Consider the following 24380-nt stretch of genomic DNA (forward strand, 5'->3'; position numbering starts at 1 on the left):
AGAGATCCATCGATCACTCTACCCCCCCCCCCCCACCCCCCCACCCCCCCCCCCCCCCCCCCCCCCCCCCCCCCCCCCCCCCCCCCCCCCCCCCACCACACCATCGGCTGAAGGGTCAGTCGTGCTGGTCAGGTTGCGCTGACGAAGTAGCCGTCGCTGTCGAGGATGCGGTAGTCCTTGTAGAAGGTGCCGACGTCGTTGCCGGCACTGCGGTTCTGGCCCAGGGCTATCGGTTTGGCGGAGTAGCCGACTGTACCGCCGTTGTCGCTGTAGGCGGCGCCTTGGTAGGTGGAGCGGAATGGGTATTCGTCGCAGTCGAGGGTGCCGCCTTGGGTGTAGCCGGTGCCCCAGAATTCGACGCAGGTCGCGACGGCTTTTGCGTGGTTGCGGTTGTAGGTGGTCATGTCGTAGGCGGGGTAGAGCCGGGTCAGCGGGGTGCCGGCTTCCACGGAGCCGGGGATGAGAGTGAAGGTGCCGGGCTTGGTGGTTTCCGGGTGGTACTGGGCGGCGGCGATGTGGTCCACGATGTCCGGGTACTTGGACCGGACGGCGCCCATGTTGAGCACGGGGGTACGGGCGGTGAACACACAGCCTTGGGCGGCGCCGGGGATGTAGCCGGCGGTGTCGCAGCGGAAGAAGTCGGTGCGGTCGATGACGGGGCGGGTGTTGGTGACCGGGTCGTAGAAGGTCTGGCCGACTTCGTAGAAGGCTTTGCCGTCGCGGGCGGTGGTGGTGCCGCTGGGAGTGATGGTCTGCCAGAAGCGGTGCTCGCCGGTGACCCATTCGCCCATGGTCTTGAGGGTCATGTCCGAGGTGGAGCAGCTGGTGCTGATGGCGCTGCACATCACCTGGATCCCGACCTGGGTGCCGTACCACTCCGGCGGCGGGTTGCCTTCGACCTGGCCGTCGTGGATGAGAACGTCGGCGCGGATGCCTTGAGTGCCGTCGGTGGCCGCGGTATAGGCGGTCGTGACCAGGAAGGTCAGCGAGCCGTCCTCGGGCCGGCCGATACCGAACCCGTAGGTGCGGCAGCTGGAAAACCGGTCTTTGTGCTGGAAGTTCGGTTCCCCGGTGTCGATCTCGAGGCACTCGTCCGGGCTCACCGCTGCTGTAGCGCGTGGCTGGCCAGGCACCACGGTGGCCGAGCCGTCGTTGTTGTACAGCCGGGTCTTGAACGTCTGTTCCCGTGCCAGCCGCTGGGCCAGAGTGTCCATCGGTGCACCGAACTGGTTCCTTGCCTGACCATCACCGGCCGGGACCGGGGACACCCGGTCCTTCTCCACGATGAAGAACGGCGGAGCCTGCGCCGCCGCGGCAGCCGGTGCCACCACCGCGGCCGCAGTCACGGCCAAGAACAAGAACAGCAGAAAGCGAAAGAATCTATTCACAGTTTTCCCCTCGCGCGCGTTCGAGGCGCGCACCACCAGCCGCTCCTGCGGAGCGGCGCTGGACTGCGGACAGCCACGTGAGGTAAGGACCGTGGGCCTCCCAACCCACTACCAGACATTCACCCCAACGCGTGACAAGATCACCATGACATGGGCCGAGGCGGCATCCAAGCAGCTATCCGGGTAACACTCAGCGCATCAGTACCACTCTGTGGTGACCTGTCCTGCGTCATCAGGGTGTACCGGCACGGCTGGCCGGCGCCGCCGTGTAACCCAGCGCTTGCTGGCTCTGATGCGACCGGACCGGCCGTGGCAATCAGGCGCGCGAAGCGTTGTCGGCGGTGATGCGACACTGCAAAGGTGGTTTTCCGTCGATGGCTACTGGTGGCGCTGCTGAGCGTCGCAGCATGTGCCGTCCTGCTGCTGCTTCCGCTCAGCACCGCAGGATCACGACCAGGCAGCACGCTTGCCTGCGGCAACGCCCTCCAGCGATCGAGCGAGCTGCGCCGGCTGGCGAACCCCGCCGGTGACGCCTCGACGGCCTCGGCCGTCTGGATGAGCGCGGCGGACTACGACACACTGCGGCGCTGCGAACAACTGCGCGACTACACCGGATTCGGTGCCCTCGCGATCGCCGCGCTGGCCGCAGGAGCCGGCTGGCTGGTCTTACGCCGGCGCACTTCGCTGCCGGGCGAGTAGCGACGGCCGGTGCGCGGCCACGATCCGTCGCGCACGACGAGCACGGCCGACTCGCCTGCGAGCCGACCCAGCCATGATCCGTTCAGGTGACCCGAGCCTGGGTGAACCGTGCGCTGAGTTGATCACGCTGCGCTCTTCGGGTGGCCCACGCGTTAGACCATTCCGTGGGTAAGCACCACACTCTAGTGTGAGGCGGTCGACCCCTCACGGTCGACGTTTCTGCGAGGGGGAATTTCGTGAGAAGAATTGTGGTGGCGTTTTTCGTCGCCTTGCTCACCGCGGCGGGAATCGCCGTTCCTGGTGTGGCGGCTGCAGCCGGTCCGAGCGCCTGTGCCCGTGCGCCACGCGATGCTGTCGCCCAGATGTGCGGCGATGTCGACGAGAAAATGTACGGCCTGTTCGCGACGTTCATCTACCCCGACGTGTCCTACGGTCCGTTCGCGGGAACCTGGCCGGCCGACTTCTACAACGAAACGCAGTTCTTCACCGACGACGCGATGACGAAATCGTTTGCTGTCGGCCTGGACATTCACTACACCGGCACCGGGTCGGACTACCAGCCCTACTGGGTCGACTACACCGCCGGCTACGACTTCCACAAGATCGGCCCGGCCGCGACAGCGTCGGACCACCGCAACCACACCTTCACCGTCCTCCCGACCTGCGAGAACTGCCTGACCTGGGACATCTACTACGACTTCACCAAGGTCGGCACCACCAGCGCGCAACCGAACCCGATGTCCCATCACCTCATGACCGGCTGGGACCTCACCGACATTCCTGGCCAAGTCGCGCTGACCTCGACCAGCAACCGGGTCCGCTACCTGACCGGCAACAACATCTTCGCCCAGTTCCGCCCCACCGCCGTCAGCTCGCGTGCACCCGACGGAGACTGCCGCCCCGGCGCGAGCGCGCTGTACTGCTTCCACTTCGACACGGCCATTACCACCTCCGGCACGACCGGCGACGTCTCTTCCTGGGACGTCACCAAACGCATCGTCAACCCGGGCGCCGTCGCCATGACCCAGCGGACACCCGCGCCGGCCGCCGACGACAACCTCGACGCGCTGCTCACCCGCGCCCAAGATCTGGCCGACACCCACCGCCGCCAGCGCTGATCCCTATCACTCAGAAGGACACCGCATGCGATATTGCTTCGCGCGCGCGCTCGGCGCTGCCCTGCTCGCCGCCCTGAGCGCCCTCACTGTCATCAGCCCCGCCAGTGCTGTCACCGGTGCCACGCCGGCCACTCGCCTGGACGAACAGCAGGACCTGCGCCAGCAATGCGAACAGCAGCACGCCAGCGAGGCCGCCACCGCCCAGGGCTGGCTCAAGAGCCGGTTCGAAAGCTGCCACCGCATCCACCAGAACTTGCTGCTCACCCAGAAAGGCTCGATCCCTCCGCAGGTCGTGGGCACGATTGCCTTCGACGAATGGATCCTCGGGTTCTCCTACGACGGCTCTCGGCGCGTGGATTATGTCGCCAGCATCGAGAACATGTTCTTCACCGCCGATCCCGGCTACGACCCCAAGACCTGGCGGCTGGAGCAGAACTTCCGCTACGACCTCGCCCCGCCCCAGATCGGCAGCATCACCCCGACCGGCGCCACCCGTCGCAGCGAGCTCACCGGCGTGTGGAACAGCGTGCCCCAGTGGACGGTCACCTACACCTCACCCGATGACGGCGCGCCGCCACCGTCCGGCGTCGTCGCCGGCACCATCCACGTCGATACCTATGTCGACGCTCCCAACACCGACGGCTGGCACGACGACGTCGATCGCTACACCAACATCCGCTTCGACACCGCCGGCGCGATCGTCGGCAAGGCTCGCGGCGCCGTGTTCACCGACTTCAAAGTCGTCATCCCGTTCAGCCTGAACCCGGCCGCCGGGTTCCCGCAGGCCGCGCGCCACTACGACGACGCCCTGCACCATCCGGTCACCACGTTCCCCTCGGTCATCGGGAAGAACATTCCGGGCGGCGCCGTGGCGCTGCACCGAACCACCAACACCGCAACGCAGAACGCAAACACCCGCGAAGCGGTCAAGACCTGCAAAGACGTGTGGGGACCGTATGACGGGCAGCAGCTCAACTGCGACGAGTACCCGTTCGCCACGACCCGCGAAGGCGCCGCCGTCGGCGACGGCCAGTACTCGGCGCGGCTGATCGACGCCACCGACAACCAGAACGCCGGCCGCTGGCTCAACAGCGGCTACATCAACAACCGCGTCATCGACGGCGACCCGTTCTACATCACCATCACCCCCTAGGACCGACCGGAGCGGCCGCGGCCGGCCCGTTTTGCCCCTGTGGCGGGGCCCGGCCGCGGCCAGCATCATGACCTCATGCCCCTGCCCGCCGAACTGACCGTGCATCCCGACCGGAACATGATCGAGTTCCGCGACGAGGAGCACGACGGCTACGATCCCGACTTCGCCTCATCACCACGGCACGGCAACCTGCAAAGCAACACCTACCAAGCCTGCCTCTACACCATCCAAACCCTCGAGCCCGTCACCCTCCACTTCGCCACCAGCGCGCCTCACGACACCTCGGTCGGGCACGCCAGCGTGGCGATGCCGACCGGCATGCTCGTCATCAGCGAGGTGACCCGCGGCGCCCACGGACCGTTTCCGCTCGCCGACGGCCCCGGCTTGTACGAGATCCGCATCTACCCCCATCCAGACTCCACTGCGACGTCTCTCGTCGATGACCACGAGCCAGGAGCCGAGCGCTACATCGTGGTCGTTCACCGGACGGCCGACTGGGCCGACGAGGACGACGACTAGCCACTGGAACGAGCCTGTTCCGACGACGGCCGGACCAGGCTCACAGCCAGCCGTGAGCGGTCGTCGGGACCCGGCGCGGCGATCATGCAACGGTCGGAGGACCTGGCCTCATATGTACCGGTGAGAGAGGGGGGTCGTGACCGATCGCTGGGAGTTCAGTCAGGTGGAGCGGGACCGCGTGGTGGTGTGGCGGCGGGAGGCGTTCCTAACACGCGCTGGCACCGCATCGAACCTTCCGGTGTCGATGTCCACGCCCGCCGGGTGATCTCCCGGTTGGCGATCGACAAGGCTGGGCGGCCCTACCTCCGCGCCGAGTTGCGGGAAGCCCTGCCGGAGACACCGGTGAGGACAGCCGAGCCCGCCGTGGCCCTCGACGTCCGCGCGGCTCTGCAGAGGGTGCGGCCGAAACAGCGCGCCGTCCGGGTGCTGTGCTTTCAGCGACCTCAATATGAGCTGTGCCTGAGGATGAAATGGACGTGGTAATGATCGTTCCTGCGATGGACGGCCAGTACCACGTCCGGACCGCACCAGGAGTCGACAGCGACTGGCCAGGCAGCGCAGACGGGTTGCTGGTCGGCGAAGACAACTGGGTCACGGTGTGCGGAACCCAGTTCGGCCCCATCGGCCTCACCGTCCGTTGTTTCTCGGGGCGCCCCATGCCCGCGTCGGCGTGGGACATGAGCGTTGAATGGTCGCTGGAGTCTCCGACGGGCGCACTGCTCATCCGGGACATCTACAGCAGCCACGAACCCACCAGAATCGACACGCCGACGGGCTGGCTTCGGGTGCGCGTGTCGGTGCACGGGCGGCTGCAGGCGTCCCAGCTGCAAGACCCCATCAGCGACCCGGTGGAGCGGCACCTGCTCGAGATCTGGCCCGCGGAGGAGCGTGAAGACCCCCGCGTGACCGGCGGCCCCGACGAGCTCGCCGGCTACCTCATCGGCTGACGGCTGGTGGTTTGTCGAGCCGCGTCGCGTGGCTAGCTGGGCGTGCTGGGATCGACGATGGAGCGAGCGAGGGCGACGGCGGCGATGTCCATGTCAGAGAGCCGCGCGCGGATCTTTTTCTCGTCCCAACCGGGCCGCTCGTAGTTGTCGACGTGGCGGGCGGCGAGGGCGAGCAGGTCGGCGAGCGGATGGACGTCAACAGGCCGTGCCGGGGCGCCGGCTACGGCGGGTTGGATGTTCAGGCGTCCGTCGTTGCGGATCCGTCGTGCCGCGTGGGTCAGCAGCTCGGACAAAGCGCGGTCGGTGCTGGTCATTCTGCTCCTTCCGGGGACGATGATGTGCGGTTGCCGGTGATGATGGTCCACCGCCGGGTGAGCTCGGCGGAGGCCCGCTCGATCAACGGATCGGCGAGAGGGCCGTGCCAGTAGTTGGCCCGCCCGGCCGGCAGCTCGGTGAGCCGATACGTGGAGACGAATTCGCTGCCGCTGGCGGTGAGGACGATGTCTGGCTCGTCGTCGGCGATCGGGTCGGATGCACGCTCGACGTAGCCGAGGCGCAATGCGGTGTGGAGGTGAGCCTCGAACCCCAGCAGTGAGCCGAAGTGGGCGTAGACGTCGCCACCTGGGCGGGCGGCTCCGACCACGATGGCCAAGACGTGCGTCCACGAGGTCACCCTGCTGCCCCTCCCGTTTCGTCCAGCCAGGTCCGCAGGCCGCGGCTGGCGTTGTGGTGCCGGGAAGGACCGTACCGTTCACCGCCACCTTGGTTCTGCGGAAAGGCGCTTACCGCGCCCCCGGGGGGTGTGCCTGGCTCGCTCAGACTGGCATCGCGATCGGCGCTCTGATTCTTCGCGGATCGGCGCGGGTTCGGGGTTGCGACCGAGTCGATGGACCGGGAGGTTCATTACGATATTGCTGGCTGGCGCGTAATGTCCGGGGATGGACACTGACAGGTTGCGTGCAGCGTCTGTTCCAGACCTCCTGGGCCACTACGCGGCGATCTTGCAGGAGCTGCGCCGCCGCGAAGTCATCAGGACCGGGAACGCTCCGTTGGGGGATTACGCGGAGTACTTGGCTGCCCGCGTCTACGAGGGAGGGCTGAAGCCCAATTCGGTCAAGTCCTACGACCTCGAAAGTAAGGACGGGAGGCGGGTGCAGGTGAAGGCGAGGATCGTCGGTCCGAACACCGGCGCGGGCGCGATCTTCTCGGTCTTCCGCTCGTTCGACTTCGACATCGCTGTCTTGATCGCCTTCGACCATGCCACCTACGATGTGCTTTGGGCCCGCGAGGTGCTGGCTGCCGACATCGAAGCCGCTGGCTCGTTCTCTGCACACGTCAACGGGCACCGCATCCGGATCGCCGCCGGTAGACACCTCGGAACGGACGTTACCCAGCGATTCAAGGCAATGCTGTCTGCGTAGTAAGGTTCGGTCGGCTGCCATCCCATGTTTGCAGCAGAAGCGGTACCGGCCAGGGACTGCACTTGGCACCGGCCCCTGCGGAGTACGCGAGCGGCGCCAGGTGGTCATCTATTTTCCAGACCATCGGTCCCGGTTGATCTCGAACCAGACCAACCGACCGAATTTGGAAGCCCGACCACCGGCGGCATGTCGTCTGACAGGCCGGTGCGGCGGAGCATTTGGGCGTGTTCGAGGTCGATCCGGTCGGCGGTGACGAGCGCGGCCAGCCAGGCCTCTACCGCACCCGCGGTGCCTGCGTCGACTTCTTCGGTTAGTTCGCGAATCCGCGCATGCTGGGCGAGCACCTCGATGAGGCTTGCGGCCGCTGGACCGTCGCCGTCGAGGAACTCGTTGGCGTAAGTGAAGGAGCGGAGCAGGGAGATGGCTTCGTCGACTCTGCCGAGCTGAGCGAGGACGTCGCCCAGCTGACTAGCAGCCAGCGTGTCTCCGTGCTCGACACGGGGGCGCAGGAACGCAAGAGCTTCGTCACTCCGGTCGTGTGCCACCAGGTAGCCGATCCAGGTACCGGCGTAATACTCGGTGTTGGCCGCTCGGTCAGCGAGCTCGACTTCCCTCTCGTGTGCTGCAAGCAGGCCGCACAGGTGCATCTCGGCGAAGTCGTCGCCCTCATCCGCGAGTTCGGTGAGGAAGCGGATCGCATCTTCGAGGCTGCCGCTGGCTACCATGCGGTCCGCGAGTTTCACCACGGCGAAGGAGTTGTCCTCGGCTGCCATCGCCAGGTCGTCCAAGTCTTCGGACGTCTTCGCGAGCTCGGCGAGTTTGGCGTTGGCCGACCACTCCCCGGTGCCGGCAACGTCGCGAAGCCGGTCGAGGTCGGTCTCGGCGAGGTATGCCGCGCGCAAGTCGTCGGCATCGTCGATCAGTGCGGCGCTGCAGGTGTCCAGGAAATCCGCCGCGGCTGAGGTGTCGCCGCCGGACTTCAGAATGTCGACAAACCGACATATCTCGTTGCTTGTGAAGACGGTGAGTGGTTCATCGGGTACCACGGTTGTCTCGTCGACCGGGGGTTGGCGGCCGAGGCCGTGCTCAGCCTCGGCCGCGGCGAGGCGCCCGGCAGCTAGCTGATCTCCCGCGGCCGCCCTCCTCCGGAGGTCGTTGACATGCTGGCTGGAAAGGTTCAGGTCGTCCAGGCGGCCGCGGGCCAGGAGGTCTCCGTGGTCGGCGTGGGCTTGAAGCGCCTCGGTGTCGCCGCGTCGGGCGAGGACTCCCACCAGCCATGCCCGTGCCAGCCAATCACCTGCGTCCGCGTCGTGTTGGAGCGCGGACACATCGTCGTGCTCGGCAAGGAGTCTGACCAGCATTGCCCTCGCGCGTGCGTCTGTGGAGTGGGCGCGGAGAAGGGCTGTCGCCTCGTCGAGGCGGCGTTGCTGCACCAGCAGGTCGATGAGCTCATGGGCGGCGTCTCCGCCGCGGGCCAGGCACGCGCGGAAGCACGTCTCGGCGTGGCGAAGGCGCATGCGGCTCTGCGCGGCATGGCCAATCCGTCGCAGGGTCTGCGTGTCGGCGGTGTGGCTGGCCAGGCTTGTCCAGGTGGAGTCAGGTGGACAGGTGGCGCGGCGTGTGCGGCGGCCGTGCTGGAACAGGTAGTCGGCGACGGTGTAGCCGGCGAGACTGCCCATCGTTCCGGCGTCGACCGGGCTGAGCGCCGAGGTAGCACCGTGGAGCACCGTGGTTGCGTAGGTGATGGCTCGCTCGAACCAGTTGGCAGGCGCTGATGAGCGTTCGGAGGCGCTCAGATACCCGGGTACGGCGTCATGAAGGTAGGCCGGCGATAGCGGGGCGTCGTTCCCCAGACGGCGCGCGTCGATCGCGGCAGTGAGCACGGCCTGGACGTAGGGCGTGGGAGCCTGCTCCCACCACCGCACGAGCTGCGGCCCGGCGGCGAGGAGCTGGATCATGCCGCCGTCGGCGCTCGCGGCCAGCGCGACCCGCAGCCGAGGGTCGACCTCCGTTAAGGCTTCGGCGCGGCTGCGTTCCGCGGGGGACAGGTCTTCCGCGACCTCTATTACAGTCGCCATGTCCAGCAGATCCCGGGCGTCCGCGTGCGGGTCAGCGGCGCCAGGCACGCGTGGCGCGGTGCGGGCGGTGTAGTCCTCGGGCCACATCGTGGCTGCGAGAACCACGCCGGAGTCGAGCAACCTGCGCGCAGCCGTCGAACTGACGCTGTGGCCTGCGGCGAAGTACTTCTGCAGGTCATCAAGCCAGACGACCGTGCCGGGCCCTGCCGCCTCGAGCCCGCTGACGACGTCACCGGTGATGTCGGGCACGAGCAGCCAGCGGCTGTCGAGCTCGGCGCGCACACCCTCGTAGAGGCTACGGGTCTTGCCGGCCGACGACGGACCGAGCAAGAGCACGAAGGCACCGCCGTCCGCAGAAGCCAGCGCCTGGCGTAGCCGGGTGTCGAAGTCACGTGGGACGTAGGTCGGCACATCTCCGGTTGCCCCGTCGGCCTGGATCGACGCGTGGACTCCCAGCCGTCGCGGGTCGGCGTCGGCAACCTGAACGGCTCCCGCGGGCGGGGCAGATCCTGAGGCGCGTGCGCGTTCCAGCGCCGCGATCCACAACGGCACGTCCGCCGGCGTCACCTCGCAGACCTTGAGGAACGTCAGCAGCCGTTCTCGTTTCGGCAGCCGCGTGCCGTTGACGATCTCGCTGACTGTCGACCTCCGCAGCGGCGCCCATGTATGCCCGCTGGCGCGGCGGGACAGTGCCTCGGCTGACCGTCGCAAGTCGTTTAGTGACAGGCCACGTCGCTCGCGGAGACGGTTGAGGCTGTCGGCAAGCTGCCGGGGGGTCTCGATCACCATCGGATCGATCGCTGTTTCCCTGCCATCACCCATCGAATGCGCTCACCTCCCCTTCCGTGCCCTCCGAGAACAGCCTAGAAGACCATCGGTCTACACCAGAGAATCCGCAGGTCAACGCGGTCGTCGTTGCGGTCGCGCCTTCCGGTTTTCTCCGAGATGGTGGCCGGAGACCTCGTGAGGGCGCTGAACTGGCGATCACGACGGACGCGACAGCGAGGCGTCGTCAGGAGCAAGGAGGTAAGGCATGGGCCCGAGTGGACGTCATCCGTACCGTCGGCGCGGCGGTCGTTCTGCCTTCTCGAGGCGGCGGCCCTGCCGGACGGCGTCGGCCCGGGAGGGAGGGACGCAGTGGGTATGACGAGGTCGGCGAGCGCCGGTCAAAAGAGGGGGTGTGTCGCACCCGCAGTCGCGCAGCCCGGACCGGTCTACTTGTAGGCGCCGGTCCCGTGGTTCCTCGTGCTGCAGCCGAGGGAGCACTCCGAGCCCCCGGCTTCGCCAGACACCAGTGTGGCGGCGCTTCGGAGAGTGGGATAGGTGAGTTGATCTTGGAAGACAACCGAGATCAGCGGAGTGATGCGCAGAAGAACCGGATCACCGTCACGATCTCCGGATCGGTGACCATGACGGCAACCCGGCTGGTGACCCTGCTGGTGCTGGTACTCACAGGACTCGCAACCCTGTACCCGCATTGACCGGCCATCCACTGCGCACTCGGCGGGGTTCGTGGTCTGACACGAGCCCCGCCGAGCTTCATAATGCAAGCTCAGCGCGTTGACAGCGCCATGTCAACCACTGTAAACCCGACCATGATCAATATTCCGCATACGGACTCGCTCGGCGAGGCGCGGCCAGCCCCGTACTCGTGAGCCGATGCCGCTCGCGGGCGCGACATCGGCGTACGCCAAGTCGGGTCTTGTTTCCTCGACCGGCATGTGCAGGGTACGGAGTGGTCTCGTTGCGGAGTCTACGACTAGAAGAGACACACGTTCGGGACTAACCGGTCAGGATGCTCGCGCCGCGCTGGCTGAGAGTGTGGTCGACATCCACGTATCAGATACGCCAGCCGCATTCCGGCCACTGATGTCGCCGGTGAAGCCGATCTTGGGCGTGGGATCGCCCTGGCTGATAGTTCCAATGGCCATCAGCATCGACCAGTTCGGAGCGGTGAGCGAGATGACCGGCCGGTCGCTGTCTCCCTGACCGGCGGCGTTAGTGTGCTCGGCCTGACCGCGCTGGCCGGCTCGATCACCGGACTGTCAGTGCCCGGGGGCGCCTCGGCGATCCTGGCCCAGACCGACGAGTCGGCCAGCTTTACCTCGGCCGTGCCATCGTCTGACACGGCCGCCTTGCGCCGCCGGGGCAAGCGCTCGGAGTGTTCACCGGCCGCACCAAACTCGCCGGCCAGGGTCGCCCGGGCTACGCCTCGCGGCCCAGCGGGCAGTCTGGGGATCACGACACCAGCCCGGACTAAGCAGTCCACGACTCAGACACCTGGCGCCGGAGCTGTACCGTTAAGCAGGCGACCGGCCCGGTTGACGTAATCACTGTTATCGGCAGTACTCCCACAGCCGGATCGAGTAAGACGAGAAGGCTGACGCACGCGCGAGAAGATCGCGCTATGAAGCTCCCGGTGCGCTTCGACGAGGCCGGCGAGATCGCGGTGCACGAGACGAGGGATCGCGCGGTGATCGTCGTGGAGTATGAGGAGGCGAGCATCGCGTTGGCGACGGGCCCGCGGGGTCCGGCCGGTTCGTCGGGGTGCTGCGTGTCTGGGACGGCAAGATCGCGCATTGGTGCGAGTATCAGCTCGTCGGCGCGATGGCCGAGATGTTCGGTTGAGCAGGGGGCCGACCGCGACGTTTTCCGGCGGGCTCGGCGGCGTCTGCGGCAGCACCAGGTGCGAGGCCGAGAATTCCGGTTAAGCAGTGTTCCAGATCGCGTGGTCGAGTTCCCAGGGTGTTCGGCCCAGCTCGGCGGCGGCGTCGGCGAGCAGCCGCCGTGCGGCCGGGACGGTGACCTGGTGGCCGAGGTGGCGACTCAGCCAGCCGAGCACCTTCCGGTCCGGTTTCACCTGCTCGTCGGTGCCGACCAGCATCCAGAGGTAGCGGAGCCGGATGTCGTGCGTGCCGTTGCCGGGGACGGCTCGCAGCCGGCTTTCCACGGCGTCGAGCCGGGTGAGGTCGGCTAGGAGCATGGTGACGTCGCCGAGGGTGTGCACGCCGGAGCCGGCGAGGACTTCGGCGTAGCGCACCGCGGCTTCCGCTTTGAGCACGCCGCCTCGGGTGCTGGTGCGGCCCCGGTTCTCCAGGACGTCGGTGGCGAACCGGTCCGTCCCCAGCCGGCGGCCCAGGTCCGCCAGCGCGTCGACGGGCTGCTCGGCGGTGGTGCCGGCCACGGTGGCGAAGTCGGCGACGTCGACCAGGCGGGGCATCAGACCCTGGTGCTTCGCGTACCGGTCGCAGACCGCGATCGTGCTGGTGTACCGGGCGTTGATCGAGAACACCGCGTCGAGCACGCACACCGGCAGGTGCGCCCATCGTCGGGCGCGGGGCCGGATGTCGAGCCCAGTGGCGGCTTCGACCAGGCGACGGACGTCCTCGGCCGTGGTCATGGCCGCGCTTCGACGGGGCGGAGGCGGAACATCGTCAGCGGGAAACCACTGTCGATGAGGCTGCTGGCGTGACGGCCGCCGCGGGCATCGACGAATTCCAGGGCCGCCATGTGGTCGCCGGACAGGAAGGCCCCTTCGATCGCGCTCGCGGCGCCCTCGCGGGCGATGCGCGTCGATAGCTGCTGGCCCAGGTACTGCGCGAGGCTGTTGTGGCGGCCGGTGTCGGCGCCGCCGATCTCGAAGCCCAGCTCATGGGCGACCTCGGGATAGCTCGTGTGGAGCGCGATGGCCAGCTGGTAGGCCGTGGCGTACGGGCGGCCGAGGTGGTGACCCGGTGGCTCGGGGGTCACTTCACGCAGGACGTCGATGACCTTCTCGAGCACCGACAGTCGGTTCCACACACTCGGCACAGCCGTCCCTTCCGCGTTCCGATCGGACGTCGGCAAGTCGCGTGCGGCGGCTGCGCCGTTACTCGCGCGGTACGGCTACGTGAGCCTGCTCTCCCGCCCGCGGTCGCCAAGCTGGTCAAAGAATCGGCCGCCGAGCCTCGGTCGAAGTCGACGTGGTTCGGAAGCCATCGTTCACCATGTCATGACGATGTCACCAGGTCCTCGTCAGCAGCCACTTGTTTCGCCCACTTCGCGGCATGAGCGGACGTTGGCCCTGCAACGTGTGAGCCTTGAGGGGCGACGGCCTTGAAACTGATTGCCTCGAAGGCAGCGGATACGCGGGCAATATTCGAGGTGCACACATCGACCGGGACGCCAACAGTCGACGTCGCGGTGCATCTAGTCGATTGCCGCTGAAAACTACTTGCTGATCATCGCCTAGCACTTACGGCGGGGCCCTTAATAAGGACCAACACGTCCATGAAGCCGCAACTACTTCGGTACTGTTAGCTACGACGCGCACGGCGGCGACGAGCCGACGTGAGCACTTGGAGTTACTGACTCTACCCCGGTGGCAGAGTTGGCGCGCCAACTATGATTTTCTATCGACAGTCATCCGAAGATAGCACCATCTTCCTTCGCGGTCGAAAGCTTCTGGAAGCTTTTCTTGATCATTAAGAGATGACGCATCCACGAAAGTGACCCCAGCTGGCCAGGTTCGATCCTCTTGAAAGGGGTCATCCAGTCGAAGTCGCGACCCTGCAAAGTAATATTGACCGAGACACTCTGCATTGTCAAATCGAACAGTGCTGCCGAAAAAAACCTTTCCGAATGAGGCGTTACCCTCAAATTTTGCGCCATCAAACCTGACGCTCAAAGTGCTGATATCATCCGAACGGAGGACTGCTGCATCAAATTTTACATCCTGTCTAAACTCAACCTCGTCAAACCAGGCGGTCGATTGAAACTTTGCATTTTGAAAGAAGGCGACTCCAAGGAATTTTGCGCCACCAAACCACGCACTCCCAACAATTAACTCATTACCGGTAGTGAGGCTGGTCTTTGTCAAGTCTGACTGATTGAAACCATCCCAAATCTGCTCATTCTCTTTGCTTGTTGCGAAACCAAGAGTGCATTCGAAGTGCGCGCCGCCAAAAGATACTTCTTTCTCAAATGTGGAACCTGTAAATGCGACCGCCGAGTGAAATTTCGCACGCGCGAAAAAAGTTGACCGTTTGAATGTAGTTCCACTGAAGGAAGTGTTTTTAAAGAATTTAGCTCCGACAAATCGAGCGTCATTGGAAATTTGCAACTGACCGAAGTTGGTTACCCCGTGGAAGCTGGCTTCGTCGAAGTAAGCCTTCCCTATATGACATTCACTTAGATCAAAGTCAAATAATTCTGCGCCAGTCAGATCGATGTCAATATCTCGCCAAAAGTGTTGAGGTATGCGTTTGGGGTTCTTTCCAGGCCGAAGATGTGCATGAAGAACACGTTGCACAGTAAGCCGAACTTCGCGCTCCTGTCGGTCGATCTGGGTCTCGCTGTCGGATGAAGGTTGAGTTTGACTGTCATTTTGTTCAACATCTGCCTTTAAAGGCGGCATTCGCAAGTAGGCGCACATGACATTGACAATTGTCTGCTGCTGGCGAGGTGTGCCCTGCGCCAAGTCTTCCAATGCGTGGACTCCGGCCAGTCGCACCGGTGCCTTATCTGATCCGAGCTGATCGGAGGCCTTTGTGAATCGTTCGGAGAATAGTTTTACATCCTCTCGCTGTTCGGCGATCTCGCTAATCTGTTGCTTGCGAAAGGTTATAACTAACGCGACAACGGCTCCAATGCCACCGAGAAGTGTAAGTACAATTTTGACAAAATCGAAGCTATTGGCGGTGGTCCAGCCGTTCGTCAAGCGTATCGGTGGGCGCCCGAGAAGGAGCCATAGAAGTGTGCCGATGCCGCCAGCGGAAAATATAGCTATAATCAGCAGCAGTGCAATACTTGATCTTAATGACATGCGCGAGCCCGACGCTGGGTTATCTGCGCGACGTATCTGCATGACAGTGTTTCTACACTGCCGACCTGGATGTGTGCAACACGACTCGCCGCGGGGGTCTCATCTGTCGTTTGTTTTATGTTCCGCCAGTAATGTTTCTGGGCTCTGGTTGGGTCGCCGATTAGTTTCCCCAAACCCCTGAGTGTTTGCCGATCCGGGTCAAGCTTGTCGGGCTGAGCTGCGCTCGATTGCCTTAGTTAAAGGCGCCTTGCTGTCGTAATATGCACTAGAAATGACTTTTATTGGGCAAATTGCTCGCGATGTTCGACAGATTCCCGTCGGATCGCCAACGGGCAGCATACTCGGGCAGCACGTCTCGTACGCTCATAGGCACGATAGTGTTGGGTGTCAAGTTGCGGACGCTATGTACGCCGCCAGGATGTAGTTCGGATGCCGGTCGAGGTTTTTGCTGGCACGGTCGTAACCGCATGGTCGTGTGAGGGGTCGGCATGGCGGGCAGTGATCTGGACATCGCGCAGGTCGACGCCCGCGTCGAGCATCGTGGTGACGAAGGTTTGGCGGGGCATGTGCGGGTGCATCCGCGGCAGCCGTACGACCAAGGCCTCGGCCAGCCGACGTATCCGGCGGGTGGCGCAGTGGCGGTCCATGCGGATGCCTCGTCGGTTGAGCAGGACTGGACCGTGCTCGCGGTCGCCGACGGCTCGGTCGATCGCCCGGCCGACCGCCGGCGGCAGGGCACTAAGACAACCTTGCCGCCCTTAACGACCACCCTCAGCACCCGATGTCAGTGTCCTCGCCGATGTCTGCAGCGCAGGCCTCAAACACTCGGAGGTCGAGTAGTCCGAGCTTCGCGACCAGTGCGAAGTCGAACGGTTTTCCGATTCCCGGGCCGTGCTCAGTAGTGCCTCGAACTGCAGGTGGGATAGGCCGAGGGGCGGTGACTCGTTGGGCGCCATCGGGCGCCGAACGTACTCCATGGGCGGGTGCTTGAAGGGCGCCTGGTGCCACCAAATCAGCGAGGTGGTGTCCGCTCATCAGCATGACTGGTCGTGAACGACCGTTCAGCGGCATGAGAGTGCGTTCATGGATAGTGCTCGAACGCGTAACAACGTTGGGCCCCTGAGCGACTACTCACCAGGCGCCATTAACGCAGATCAGCCTGCGATGAGTGTGGGGAGGTATGTGGTGACCGAGCTCGTCGAGGTGCGCATGGTCGACGTGGCCTCGGCCGCTCTCGTCATCAGAGGCCAGACCCCACCTACTGGACGCGAACTGCGTCGGCGAGTAGGTGGAGTGGTGCGACGCGTGGCAACAGAAGGTCGCACTTGCGTTGACCGATTGGCGGTAGTCGCCTGGCTCGTTTCCGTCCACAGCGGAAAATTTCGCATTGAGCGTAGCGGAACGATTTGACGGGCGATTTATTCACAGCGTGCAGTAGACCGCCACTTTGCCACCGGAGAACGATGAGGACTCGCAGAGCACGCCGACCGAACCGGCTGGTTGTTACCGCCGCCGCCGCACTGGCAGGGCTTGGTCTCGTCTCGTCCTACTTCATCAACCTAGTGTCCAACGACGCCCCCGAATCGCTGAAGAAATGGGCTCTGGTCATCCTAGTGGCCCTGGCGATCATGACGCTGCTCGCAGCCGGCTGGTCGGCGAAATTGAGCGCGGGCGATCACACGCCGGAGCGCCGTGCGTCGGAGCGACGTCAAGTGATCGTGGGGATCGCGGATGGGACGCAGACGTTACTGAACGAGACTTTTACCCTTGACGACCTGGTCCTCGACCTATTGGAACGGGTGCGCCAACGGGAGCGGGTCGCTCTCGCCAGGATGCTGGGTGAGCCGGCCCCGATTCGGCCCGCGTCGCTGCGGGTCAGACAGCCCGACTTGCTCTACTGGCGCACCGACGGTGGCCGACGCTCGGGGTCCAGCGAGAAGATCGCTGCCTACTATCGCAGTCTCGACCGTGGTCGGCTGGTGCTCCTCGGCGATCCGGGTGGCGGGAAAACCGTGCTCGCCGCCATGCTCGCCGCCGACCTGGCGGAAGCCGGCTTGGAGGACGCCTCCACTGCCGTCGTACCACTGCGGATGGACCTCCTGAGCTTCAACATGGCCGGGTACCCGTTCGAGTCGTCCGCCGAGCGTGGGTCGGCCAAGCTCCAGGAGTGGTTACGCGCCGGTGTCGCCACGACCTGGCGGCTCGACCGCCGGGTCGTCGACCGTCTTTTCGATACCGGTCGGATCCTCCCAGTGCTCGACGGTCTCGAGGAATTGGACGGCAATGCGGCTCCAGTCCGGGCTCGCGAGCTCGTGCGAGCCCTCAATCACCCGGTACGCGGGACCCTGATGCCGGTTGTCCTAGTCTCGCGCAAGCACACTTACCGGGCCCTGCTCGAACGCACCGACGCCGAGCAGGAGACCTCTATCAATGAGTTTATGGCGGTGATTGGCGAGAGTCCGATTAAGGTAGTCGAACCGATGCCTCTTGAGGTCGCCACAGTGGTGCACCTGTTACCGCTGGAAGTGAAGAATTTGCGCGCGTATCTCACGCGCAGGTTCCCGTCACCAAGCGATCCGAAGATGGCGGAACAACGCTGGAAACACCTGCTGGACGCGTTGCCGGAACCGTCCGGCGAGCCGTTGCGGCAGGTTCTCGCTGTACCGTTTAACCTGTTCCTCATCACGGCGGCCTTCGCCCTACCCAACACCGAGCCCCGCCAGCTGCTGGAGTTCCAGACTGCCGACAGCCTTCGGGACGAGTTGTTCCGTCTGTTCGTTGGCGTGGGCATCGAGCGAGCCGTCCCACGGCGGCAGAAGAGATCCTGGGCACCAGAAACCGTGCGCCGGTGGCTGGGTGAGCTGGCGGGGATGATGCTCACCGACAGGGATTCGATAGACCTGGTCGGGATCCGGACGTACGCAGTGTGGCGCCTCGCCGGTGTTAACTTGACTCGTTTCCTGACCGCAGGCGTCGCGATCGGAGTCTTGGCCGTCGTCACAGTCGCCAGTTTTCAGGTATACCGCTGGCCGGTCGTGGTGGTAGCCGTCCTGGTGCAGGTAGCCGCGGTGTCTCGGTTTGCAGCTTTCACTGATGTCGCGCCGTTCCGGTTTCACGCGTCGCACATCCTGACGATCCCGCCTCTCAGACTGGTTCCCGCAGTCCTTCTGATGGGCTTCGGGGCGTATTGCCGCCTCTCTGATGACGAGTTCCTGGTCCAGTGCAGCACCGTTTTTCTGCTAGGCGCATTCGTCACGGTGCTGATGGCCGGTGAACACTCGATGATCGAGAACCGAGCAGGCTGGTTGAGGGGCGACGACGACACCCTGGAACTCAACTGGTTCAAGCCGATCTACAGTAGTGACCCGGTCCGCTACATCCGCGCCGGGATGGCGTCCACTGCAGCCGTATTGGTGCTCGTGGGCGCGCTTGTGCTGCTAGTCAGATCACCTTCTTTCATGCTGGTGGGCTACTCGGTCGGAGTGCTTACGCTCAGCGTGTCACCGTGGCCGCACTACTGGATGGGGTGCCTGTTATTTCGCTTCACCAAGCGGTTCGCCAGCCGGCCCGCGTACTTCCTGCGATGGGCGCAGGAGGCGGGGTTCTTCACGACCAACGGCGACTACCTGCGGTTCCGCCACCGGGAGTTTCAGGAATGGCTGGCGGAACAGCGATGGGAAGCAAACACAACTCCTTGACCGTTACACGTATTGAGCTGTTCATCCCACGCTAGCCATACCTGTCCGCCCCCGACTTCCCAGAGCACGGCCGCCAGCCGGTGGTGCGTAGCGACCACGTAGTCGGCATCCTGCCGCCATCGCTCGCGATCACCGTAGCCACAGGTCGAAGACCGCACGGCGGGCCTGCTCGTCAGCCCGAACCGACGACCGCGCCTCGACGTCCTCCTACTTAACGAGACCTTGGGTTCCATGCCGAACTGGCTGACGTCCGCTTCTTGGCATGAGAGGACGTTCGCTCGCGCTGTTACCCGCCGGGTGTGGACTGGTTAGAGCCGCATAATGACTCTATGCGTGAGATTAAGGGACCTGGCTTCGACGCGGGTCGTGCGCGCCGCGTCGTATTCGGCCGGACGAACTCGGCTCGGAACGAGCCCCGCGACTCGCGGCGCCATTTCCATGAAATGAAGAAACGCCTGGTTGTGGCGATACGCCAGCTGATGGTTTTCGGGGAAGTATGAGGGCGGTGTCGGAGGGTCAATGCATCGCAACGCGATCGAACACGATGATGTCCCATCCCGCCGCTATCATAAGTACTCCCCCAGGGGCGAACGTCACCGCGCCGACACCGCGGAGGTCGAAGACGACGATTTCTGCGCTGGTGGCCAGGTCCCAGACCCGCACGGTCCCGTCATCGCTGCCGCTGACGGCGACCGGGCGGCCCTCGATCGTGCTGCATGCCACCGCCCTCACCCGGTTGGTGTGGGTGGTGTGGGTGGTGAGGGTGGTGCCGGTGGCCAGGTCCCAAACCTGCACGGTCCCGTCATCGCTGCCGCTGACGGCGACCGGGCGGCCCTCGATCGTGCTGCATGCCACCGCCCTCACCCGGTTGGTGTGGGTGGTGTGGGTGGTGAGGGTGGTGCCGGTGGCCAGGTCCCAAACCTGCACGGTCCCGTCATCGCTGCCGCTGACGGCGACCGGGCGGCCCTCGATCGTGCTGCATGCCACCGCCCTCACCGGGCTGGTGTACTCGATGAGCATGCTGCCGGTGGCCAAGTCCCACACCCGCGCATGTTCACCGAGGTCGCGGGTGACGGCGATCGGTCGACCATCGAGGGAGCCGCAAGCTACTGCCATCACCGGGCTGGTATGGCCGGTGAAGGTGGTGAGGGTGGCGCCGGTAGCCAGATCCCACACTCGCACAGTCTTATCATCGCTGCCGGTGACGGCAACAGAGCAACCGTCGAGCACCGTGCTTGATCCGGCGTAAATTGGGCCCGAGTGACCAAGAACGGCACGCGCATGGAATGCCCCGGCTGAGAAGGACCAGGCCCGCGCGGTCTTATCGTGGCTGCCGGTGATGGCGATCGGGTGGCCCTCGAGGGTGCTGCAGGCCACGGCCAGCACCGAGCCGGTGTGGCCGGTGAGGGTGGTGAGTGTGCTGCCGATTGTCAGGTCCCACACTCGCACGGTCTCGTCGTGGCCGCTGGTGACGGCGATCGGGTGGCCCTTGAGGGTGCTGCAGTCGACGGCCGTCACCGAGAGGGCGTGGCCGGTGAGGGTGGTGAGTGTGGTGCTGGTAGTTAGGTCCCACACCCGCACGGTCTTATCGCGGCTGCCGGTGACGGCGATCGGGTGGCCCTCGAGGGTGCTGCAGGCCACGGCCAGCACCGAGCCGGTGTGGCCGGTGAGGGTGGTAAGGGTGGCGCCGGTCGTCAGGTCCCACACTCGCGCGGTCTCGTCGTGGCCGCCGGTGACGGCGATCGGTCGGCCATCGAGAGTGCTGCAAGCCACCGCCGTCACCCAGACGGTATGGCCGGTGAAGGTGGTGAGTGTGGTGCTACTGGTCAGGTCCCATACCCGCGCGGTCCCGTCGTCGCTGCCGGTCACAGCGATCGGGTGGCCCTCGAGGGTGCTGCAGGCCACGGCCAGCACCGAGCCGGTGTGGCCGGTGAGGGTGGTGAGTGTGGCGCCGGTTGTCAGGTCCCATACCCGCGCGGTCTTGTCGTGGCCGCCGGTGACGGCGATCGGGTGGCCATCGAGGACGCTACAAGCCACCGCTAGCACCGGGCCGGTGTGGCCGGTGAAGGTGGTGAGGGTGGCGCCGGTGGCCAGGTCCCATACCCGCGCGGTCCCGTCGTCGCTGCCGGTCACAGCGATCGGTCGGCCATCGAGAGTGCTGCAAGCCACCGCTAGCACCCGGCCAATGTGTCCGGTGAAGGTGGCGTGAAGGGCGTCGGTCGTTTGTCCTCCGGTCCCCCAGCGTGGTTGCCAGGTCAGCGGTGCGGACAGTTCATGGTGGAGTCGTGTGGCACGGAAGCGGGCGGCGTCGGCGGCCAGAAGCTGCCGGCGTCGTAGCGGCGGCAGGTGCCGGTGGGTGTCGGCGGAGCAGCGGTAGACCGCGGCGGTGAGCGCCGCGGCGTCTGTGCTGGTCCGGCGCAGAGCCTGTAGGAGCGCGCCGGGCTCTGCGTGGACCAGGTAGTCGGTGTCGGCGATGAGTGCGTCGATCTCATCGGCGAGAGCGGCGTGCGTGGCGAGGTGGCGCAGCGTGTAGGGGTGCGCGCGTGTCCAGTCCCGAGAGCCGGCGAGTGTGCGCGGTACCCGGGCCATCAGGACCTCGGCGATGGCCTGATTGGCGGCAGTCGCGTTGATGTGTTCGCGGAGGTGCTCGGCGAGGGCCTGGTGGTAGAGCCGGTAGGTGGAGTGGCCGTCCTCAGTGGCTTCGACGACGTAAGACCCTGCGTGTTGCCGCAGCCAGAGCAGATCGTCGTCGGTGTAGGTGGCGCCGGCCACGCGAGAGGCTACGGCGGCCCAGATGTCTTCCCAAGGCAGGCCTTGACCTTCGGCAAAGGCCAGCGGGCGCAGTAGGTCGCGCACCATGGCTGCTTTGGGCCCGAGTCTGGTGTCCAGGTCGCGGCGCATCGCCTCGCCAGGCAACCGCGGCAGCCTCTGGCGCCAGGCCGGATCTCGCGGGTCGGCGGCGTCGGGCTGGGCGGCGAGGGTGGCGCTGGTAATCCGCGCGACTAGGAACGAGGGGTGAGCGGCAGTGGCGACGGCGTCGGCGACGGCGCGCACCAACTCCGGTGGCTGATCGCGGTAGGAACTGTCGGGGTGGGCTTCGAGCAGGCCGCGGGCGGCGTAGGTGGTGAGGGCGAGCGGGTCGGCGTAGCGGTCGGCGTCCAGATCGATCGCGGTCTCGCGGCGCAGACCAAGCCGGTCGAGCAGGAAGTCCCGGGTTCCCAGCAGCAGCCGCAGCCGACCCGCCGCGTGCTCGGCCAGCGGGCGCAGCAGGCTGCGGACGAGGTGGTCGGGATCGCCGGCCTCGTCGAGAGCGTCGACGAGCACCGTCAACGGCGTGTCCCGGCCGGACAGCTCGTCCAGAAGCCGGCCAGGGGTGTCGGCGCGGGAGTGCACAGCGGCAGCGATCCCCGCCAGCACCTGCTCAGTGGTGAGGCTCTGCGCGTAGATCGCCACATCCACCGCCCCGACGTCCGGGACCGCGGCAGCGGGCAGCGCGAGGCTGTGCAGGGGAACCGTGGCCCGGCGCTGCGGGTGGGTGAGGGCGGCGATGAGGCCGAGGACGGCGGTTTTTCCGGATCCGGGATTGCCGGTGACGACCTGCAGCGGCCGTGTCGGGTCCGGGTGCTGCAGCCAGGTGGTGACTTCGATCAGTGCGGCGTGTCGGCCGGCGAACCACCAGCCGCCGATGCCGTTGCTGCTTCCTCCCATGGCCCGGACTAGCAGTCGGGTTCGCAGCTCGGTGTCGCGGCGGCCGGCCTGGGCGTCGAACTCCCCGGCCTGCTGGATGGCCAGGTCGACCTCGGTCATCCGCGGGTTGTGGCGGGGGTTAGGCAGGAACGGCGGGACCTCGCCGGTCAGCCCGTTCACGCCGTAGCCGATCGTCTGGTAGTCGGGCTTGTTCGTGCAGGCGTTCATCGCCGTCACGAGCGCATCCAGCGGCAACGCCGCCGGGTTCGATCCGGCGGTCGGCAATGAGTGGACCGCCTCACGCAGCAGACGCGGAAACGCGCCCGCCCCCGCTTCCTCGGCTGGCTGGGCAGAGGTAATCACGGCCAGCCCGGACCCGGGTTCGTCGCCCCAGCTGTGGGTGATGGCGGTGACTGCGGTGGCGGTGAGTTCGTTGCCGCCGTGGCCGGAGTAGCAGGTGTCCAGCATCAGCAGGACCCGCCGGACCCGGGTCTTCTGAAGCATTTTCTGAGCCAGCTGTGCGGTGCGCAGCGCGTCCTCGACGTCGTCGGGATCGGCGTCGGCGGTGAGCAGGACGTGTTCGCGGGTGTCGTCGAGGACTTCGCCGTGGCCGGTGATGTAGACGGCCACTATGTCGTCGGGTCGCCGGGCCTCGTCACGGCAAAACGTGCGCAGCAAGCGGGTCAGCTGCTCTCTGGTCGGATCCAGACCGAGAATGTGGACGTGCTCGTAGCCGAGCTCGTCGGTGAACAGGCTGATGATCTGGTCGCGGGCTTCGACCAGGCTGGGCCGGTCCAACTGCGAGGCGTTCGCGTGGTGGGCGATGGCACTGGCGATCAGGTAGCGGCGCGGTCCCGGGGTGTCAGCGGGCATGTAGGCCGTCCGCGATCGCGGTCCCGGTGAGCGTGTCGGTTAGGTAGGCGGTGACGGCGTGGGCGTGCGCGCCGTTGTGCACGACGGCGTTGGCCACCCGCGGCCCGAACCGGGGCCGCAGATCCTTCTCCAGCGCGACGACGTCGCCGTGGTCGGCGATGTTCGTCCAGGCCAGCTCGTTCGGGCCGGGCCAGGTGCCGAGCCCGTCACGGGGGGCCGGGTCCAGCCGGTCGAAGATCAGGTTCGCGATCCCCAGCGGCGACCCGAGTGTCACCAGCGCCCGCACCTGATGGCCGGGCATCGCCGCGAGTGCCTCGTACGCCACCACCGACCCCAGCGAATGTGCCACCACTACCTGGGTGTCCTCGGTGATCAGCTTTCCGACCGCGGCCCGCGCCGCCTCCCGTAAACGCCGGTCGCGCAGATAGTGGCTGACCTGCTTGAGGTCGAATACCATCGCTCGCAACGCCAGGCCCCCGAAGAATCGGGAACGGGACAGTTGCCGCAGCGCTGCCTGCACCGAGCCGGGTGCGCGCACGAGCGTGTCCGCATCCGGTGGTGCGACCTTCGTGTCCACCCGCGCAGCTTCCCGCCACCACTCCAGCAGGAGACTCTCCTCCACTCCTGCGTCGACGTCGTCGGCGGTGAAGATCGGATCACCGACGGCCAGACGCTCCCCGGCCGGGCGGAACAGGCTCCCGTAGAACGCCATCACGACGTCTCTGGCGCTGACGGCGCCGGAATGGCCGGCGCGAGTGAGCCCGTCCAGCAGTGCCGGCCGCCAGTCTCGGAGCAGCATTTCTTCGCCGGCGGATTGCTGGCCGATGCCGTGCACGCAGGCGATCCGACCCACGACGCCTCCCAACGTGAGAGCGCACGACTCCGCCGGTGCGCTAAGGCTAGTGATCGCTTGTCGGACTGGGCCCGTTCCGGCGCCGGCCACCAATCACTCGAATGGCTTAGTGGTGGCAGCGCGAGTGCGTTCCGGCGTGGTGA

18 protein-coding genes are annotated in these 24380 nt (G+C 65.9%); 8 read left to right on the plus strand and 10 right to left on the minus strand.

The window, feature by feature from the left end:
• Window positions 1–128: 128 nt before the first annotated feature.
• Window positions 129–1424 (minus strand): NucA/NucB deoxyribonuclease domain-containing protein, encoded by a 1296-nt coding sequence (locus ACZ61C_RS01090; RefSeq protein WP_465301488.1) that lies wholly within the window; start codon window positions 1422–1424, stop codon window positions 129–131.
• 324 nt (window positions 1425–1748) lie between these two features.
• On the opposite strand from ACZ61C_RS01090, the gene ACZ61C_RS01095 reads away from it, so the two are divergent.
• The 5 genes from ACZ61C_RS01095 (at window position 1749) to ACZ61C_RS01115 (ending at window position 5824) form a co-directional block, all read left to right on the plus strand.
• On the plus strand, window positions 1749–2087 hold the full coding sequence (locus ACZ61C_RS01095; RefSeq protein WP_465301490.1) for a hypothetical protein: 339 nt from the start codon (window positions 1749–1751) through the stop codon (window positions 2085–2087).
• A 251-nt stretch (window positions 2088–2338) separates the two neighbouring features.
• Complete coding sequence (locus ACZ61C_RS01100; RefSeq protein WP_465301492.1) at window positions 2339–3205, plus strand: hypothetical protein; 867 nt, start codon at window positions 2339–2341, stop codon at window positions 3203–3205.
• A gap of 25 nt (window positions 3206–3230) precedes the next feature.
• Window positions 3231–4358, plus strand: a complete 1128-nt coding sequence (locus ACZ61C_RS01105; protein WP_465301494.1) for a NucA/NucB deoxyribonuclease domain-containing protein — start codon at window positions 3231–3233, stop codon at window positions 4356–4358.
• Between the two features lie 75 nt (window positions 4359–4433).
• Entirely contained in the window at window positions 4434–4877 is a 444-nt protein-coding gene (locus ACZ61C_RS01110; protein WP_465301496.1) for a hypothetical protein, read from the plus strand.
• A gap of 455 nt (window positions 4878–5332) precedes the next feature.
• Entirely contained in the window at window positions 5333–5824 is a 492-nt protein-coding gene (locus ACZ61C_RS01115) for a hypothetical protein (RefSeq protein WP_465301498.1), read from the plus strand.
• Window positions 5825–5856: 32 nt separating this feature from the next.
• On the opposite strand, the gene ACZ61C_RS01120 is transcribed toward ACZ61C_RS01115, so the two are convergent.
• Together ACZ61C_RS01120 and ACZ61C_RS01125 are read right to left on the minus strand one after the other, a co-directional pair.
• Complete coding sequence (locus ACZ61C_RS01120) at window positions 5857–6138, minus strand: hypothetical protein (protein WP_465301500.1); 282 nt, start codon at window positions 6136–6138, stop codon at window positions 5857–5859.
• The gene (locus tag ACZ61C_RS01125) at window positions 6135–6476 is read right to left on the minus strand and encodes a hypothetical protein (protein ID WP_465301502.1); all 342 of its coding nucleotides are present in this window, start codon (window positions 6474–6476) and stop codon (window positions 6135–6137) included. Before ACZ61C_RS01125 ends, ACZ61C_RS01120 begins: the two co-directional genes overlap by 4 nt.
• Window positions 6477–6762: 286 nt before the next feature.
• On the opposite strand from ACZ61C_RS01125, the gene ACZ61C_RS01130 reads away from it, so the two are divergent.
• Window positions 6763–7245, plus strand: a complete 483-nt coding sequence (locus ACZ61C_RS01130) for a DUF6998 domain-containing protein (protein WP_465301504.1) — start codon at window positions 6763–6765, stop codon at window positions 7243–7245.
• A 104-nt stretch (window positions 7246–7349) separates the two neighbouring features.
• On the opposite strand, the gene ACZ61C_RS01135 is transcribed toward ACZ61C_RS01130, so the two are convergent.
• On the minus strand, window positions 7350–10145 hold the full coding sequence (locus tag ACZ61C_RS01135) for a helix-turn-helix domain-containing protein (protein WP_465301506.1): 2796 nt from the start codon (window positions 10143–10145) through the stop codon (window positions 7350–7352).
• A 512-nt stretch (window positions 10146–10657) separates the two neighbouring features.
• Between ACZ61C_RS01135 and ACZ61C_RS01140 the strand changes: the two genes are divergently transcribed.
• Window positions 10658–10804 (plus strand): hypothetical protein, encoded by a 147-nt coding sequence (locus tag ACZ61C_RS01140; RefSeq protein ID WP_465301508.1) that lies wholly within the window; start codon window positions 10658–10660, stop codon window positions 10802–10804.
• A 1226-nt stretch (window positions 10805–12030) separates the two neighbouring features.
• Here ACZ61C_RS01140 and ACZ61C_RS01145 read toward each other — a convergent pair.
• The 4 genes from ACZ61C_RS01145 to ACZ61C_RS01160 all read right to left on the minus strand — a co-directional run bounded on the left by ACZ61C_RS01145 (window position 12031) and on the right by ACZ61C_RS01160 (window position 15860).
• Window positions 12031–12723, minus strand: a complete 693-nt coding sequence (locus tag ACZ61C_RS01145) for a hypothetical protein (protein WP_465301510.1) — start codon at window positions 12721–12723, stop codon at window positions 12031–12033.
• Window positions 12720–13106: a hypothetical protein gene (locus tag ACZ61C_RS01150; RefSeq protein WP_465301512.1), complete on the minus strand. Its 387-nt coding sequence runs from the start codon at window positions 13104–13106 to the stop codon at window positions 12720–12722. The genes ACZ61C_RS01145 and ACZ61C_RS01150 overlap by 4 nt, the downstream gene beginning before the upstream one ends.
• A gap of 598 nt (window positions 13107–13704) precedes the next feature.
• A complete protein-coding gene (locus ACZ61C_RS01155) occupies window positions 13705–15168 on the minus strand; it encodes a pentapeptide repeat-containing protein (protein WP_465301514.1) in 1464 nt (487 codons plus the stop codon).
• A gap of 359 nt (window positions 15169–15527) precedes the next feature.
• Window positions 15528–15860, minus strand: coding sequence for a tyrosine-type recombinase/integrase (locus ACZ61C_RS01160; protein WP_465302734.1), 333 nt, complete (start codon window positions 15858–15860; stop codon window positions 15528–15530).
• Between the two features lie 828 nt (window positions 15861–16688).
• Here ACZ61C_RS01160 and ACZ61C_RS01165 point away from each other — a divergent pair.
• The gene (locus ACZ61C_RS01165; RefSeq protein ID WP_465301516.1) at window positions 16689–18824 is read left to right on the plus strand and encodes an NACHT domain-containing protein; all 2136 of its coding nucleotides are present in this window, start codon (window positions 16689–16691) and stop codon (window positions 18822–18824) included.
• A gap of 516 nt (window positions 18825–19340) precedes the next feature.
• On the opposite strand, the gene ACZ61C_RS01170 is transcribed toward ACZ61C_RS01165, so the two are convergent.
• Both ACZ61C_RS01170 and ACZ61C_RS01175 read right to left on the minus strand, forming a co-directional pair.
• Complete coding sequence (locus ACZ61C_RS01170; protein ID WP_465301518.1) at window positions 19341–23384, minus strand: caspase family protein; 4044 nt, start codon at window positions 23382–23384, stop codon at window positions 19341–19343.
• A complete protein-coding gene (locus ACZ61C_RS01175) occupies window positions 23374–24237 on the minus strand; it encodes a hypothetical protein (RefSeq protein ID WP_465301520.1) in 864 nt (287 codons plus the stop codon). Before ACZ61C_RS01175 ends, ACZ61C_RS01170 begins: the two co-directional genes overlap by 11 nt.
• Between the last annotated feature and the right edge of the window lie 143 nt (window positions 24238–24380).

The sequence above is a fragment of the Amycolatopsis sp. NPDC104587 genome (assembly GCF_055583645.1).

Excerpts from the sequence above, each read along its gene's own strand:
- ACZ61C_RS01120 (WP_465301500.1), bottom strand. The coding sequence starts at position 6,138 with ATGACCAGCACCGACCGCGCTTTGTCCGAGCTGCTGACCCACGCGGCA.
- ACZ61C_RS01110 (WP_465301496.1), top strand. The coding sequence starts at position 4,434 with ATGCCCCTGCCCGCCGAACTGACCGTGCATCCCGACCGGAACATGATC.
- ACZ61C_RS01170 (WP_465301518.1), bottom strand. The coding sequence starts at position 23,384 with ATGCCCGCTGACACCCCGGGACCGCGCCGCTACCTGATCGCCAGTGCC.
- ACZ61C_RS01135 (WP_465301506.1), bottom strand. The coding sequence starts at position 10,145 with ATGGGTGATGGCAGGGAAACAGCGATCGATCCGATGGTGATCGAGACC.
- ACZ61C_RS01130 (WP_465301504.1), top strand. The coding sequence starts at position 6,763 with ATGGACACTGACAGGTTGCGTGCAGCGTCTGTTCCAGACCTCCTGGGC.
- ACZ61C_RS01145 (WP_465301510.1), bottom strand. The coding sequence starts at position 12,723 with ATGACCACGGCCGAGGACGTCCGTCGCCTGGTCGAAGCCGCCACTGGG.
- ACZ61C_RS01155 (WP_465301514.1), bottom strand. The coding sequence starts at position 15,168 with ATGCAGATACGTCGCGCAGATAACCCAGCGTCGGGCTCGCGCATGTCA.
- ACZ61C_RS01105 (WP_465301494.1), top strand. The coding sequence starts at position 3,231 with ATGCGATATTGCTTCGCGCGCGCGCTCGGCGCTGCCCTGCTCGCCGCC.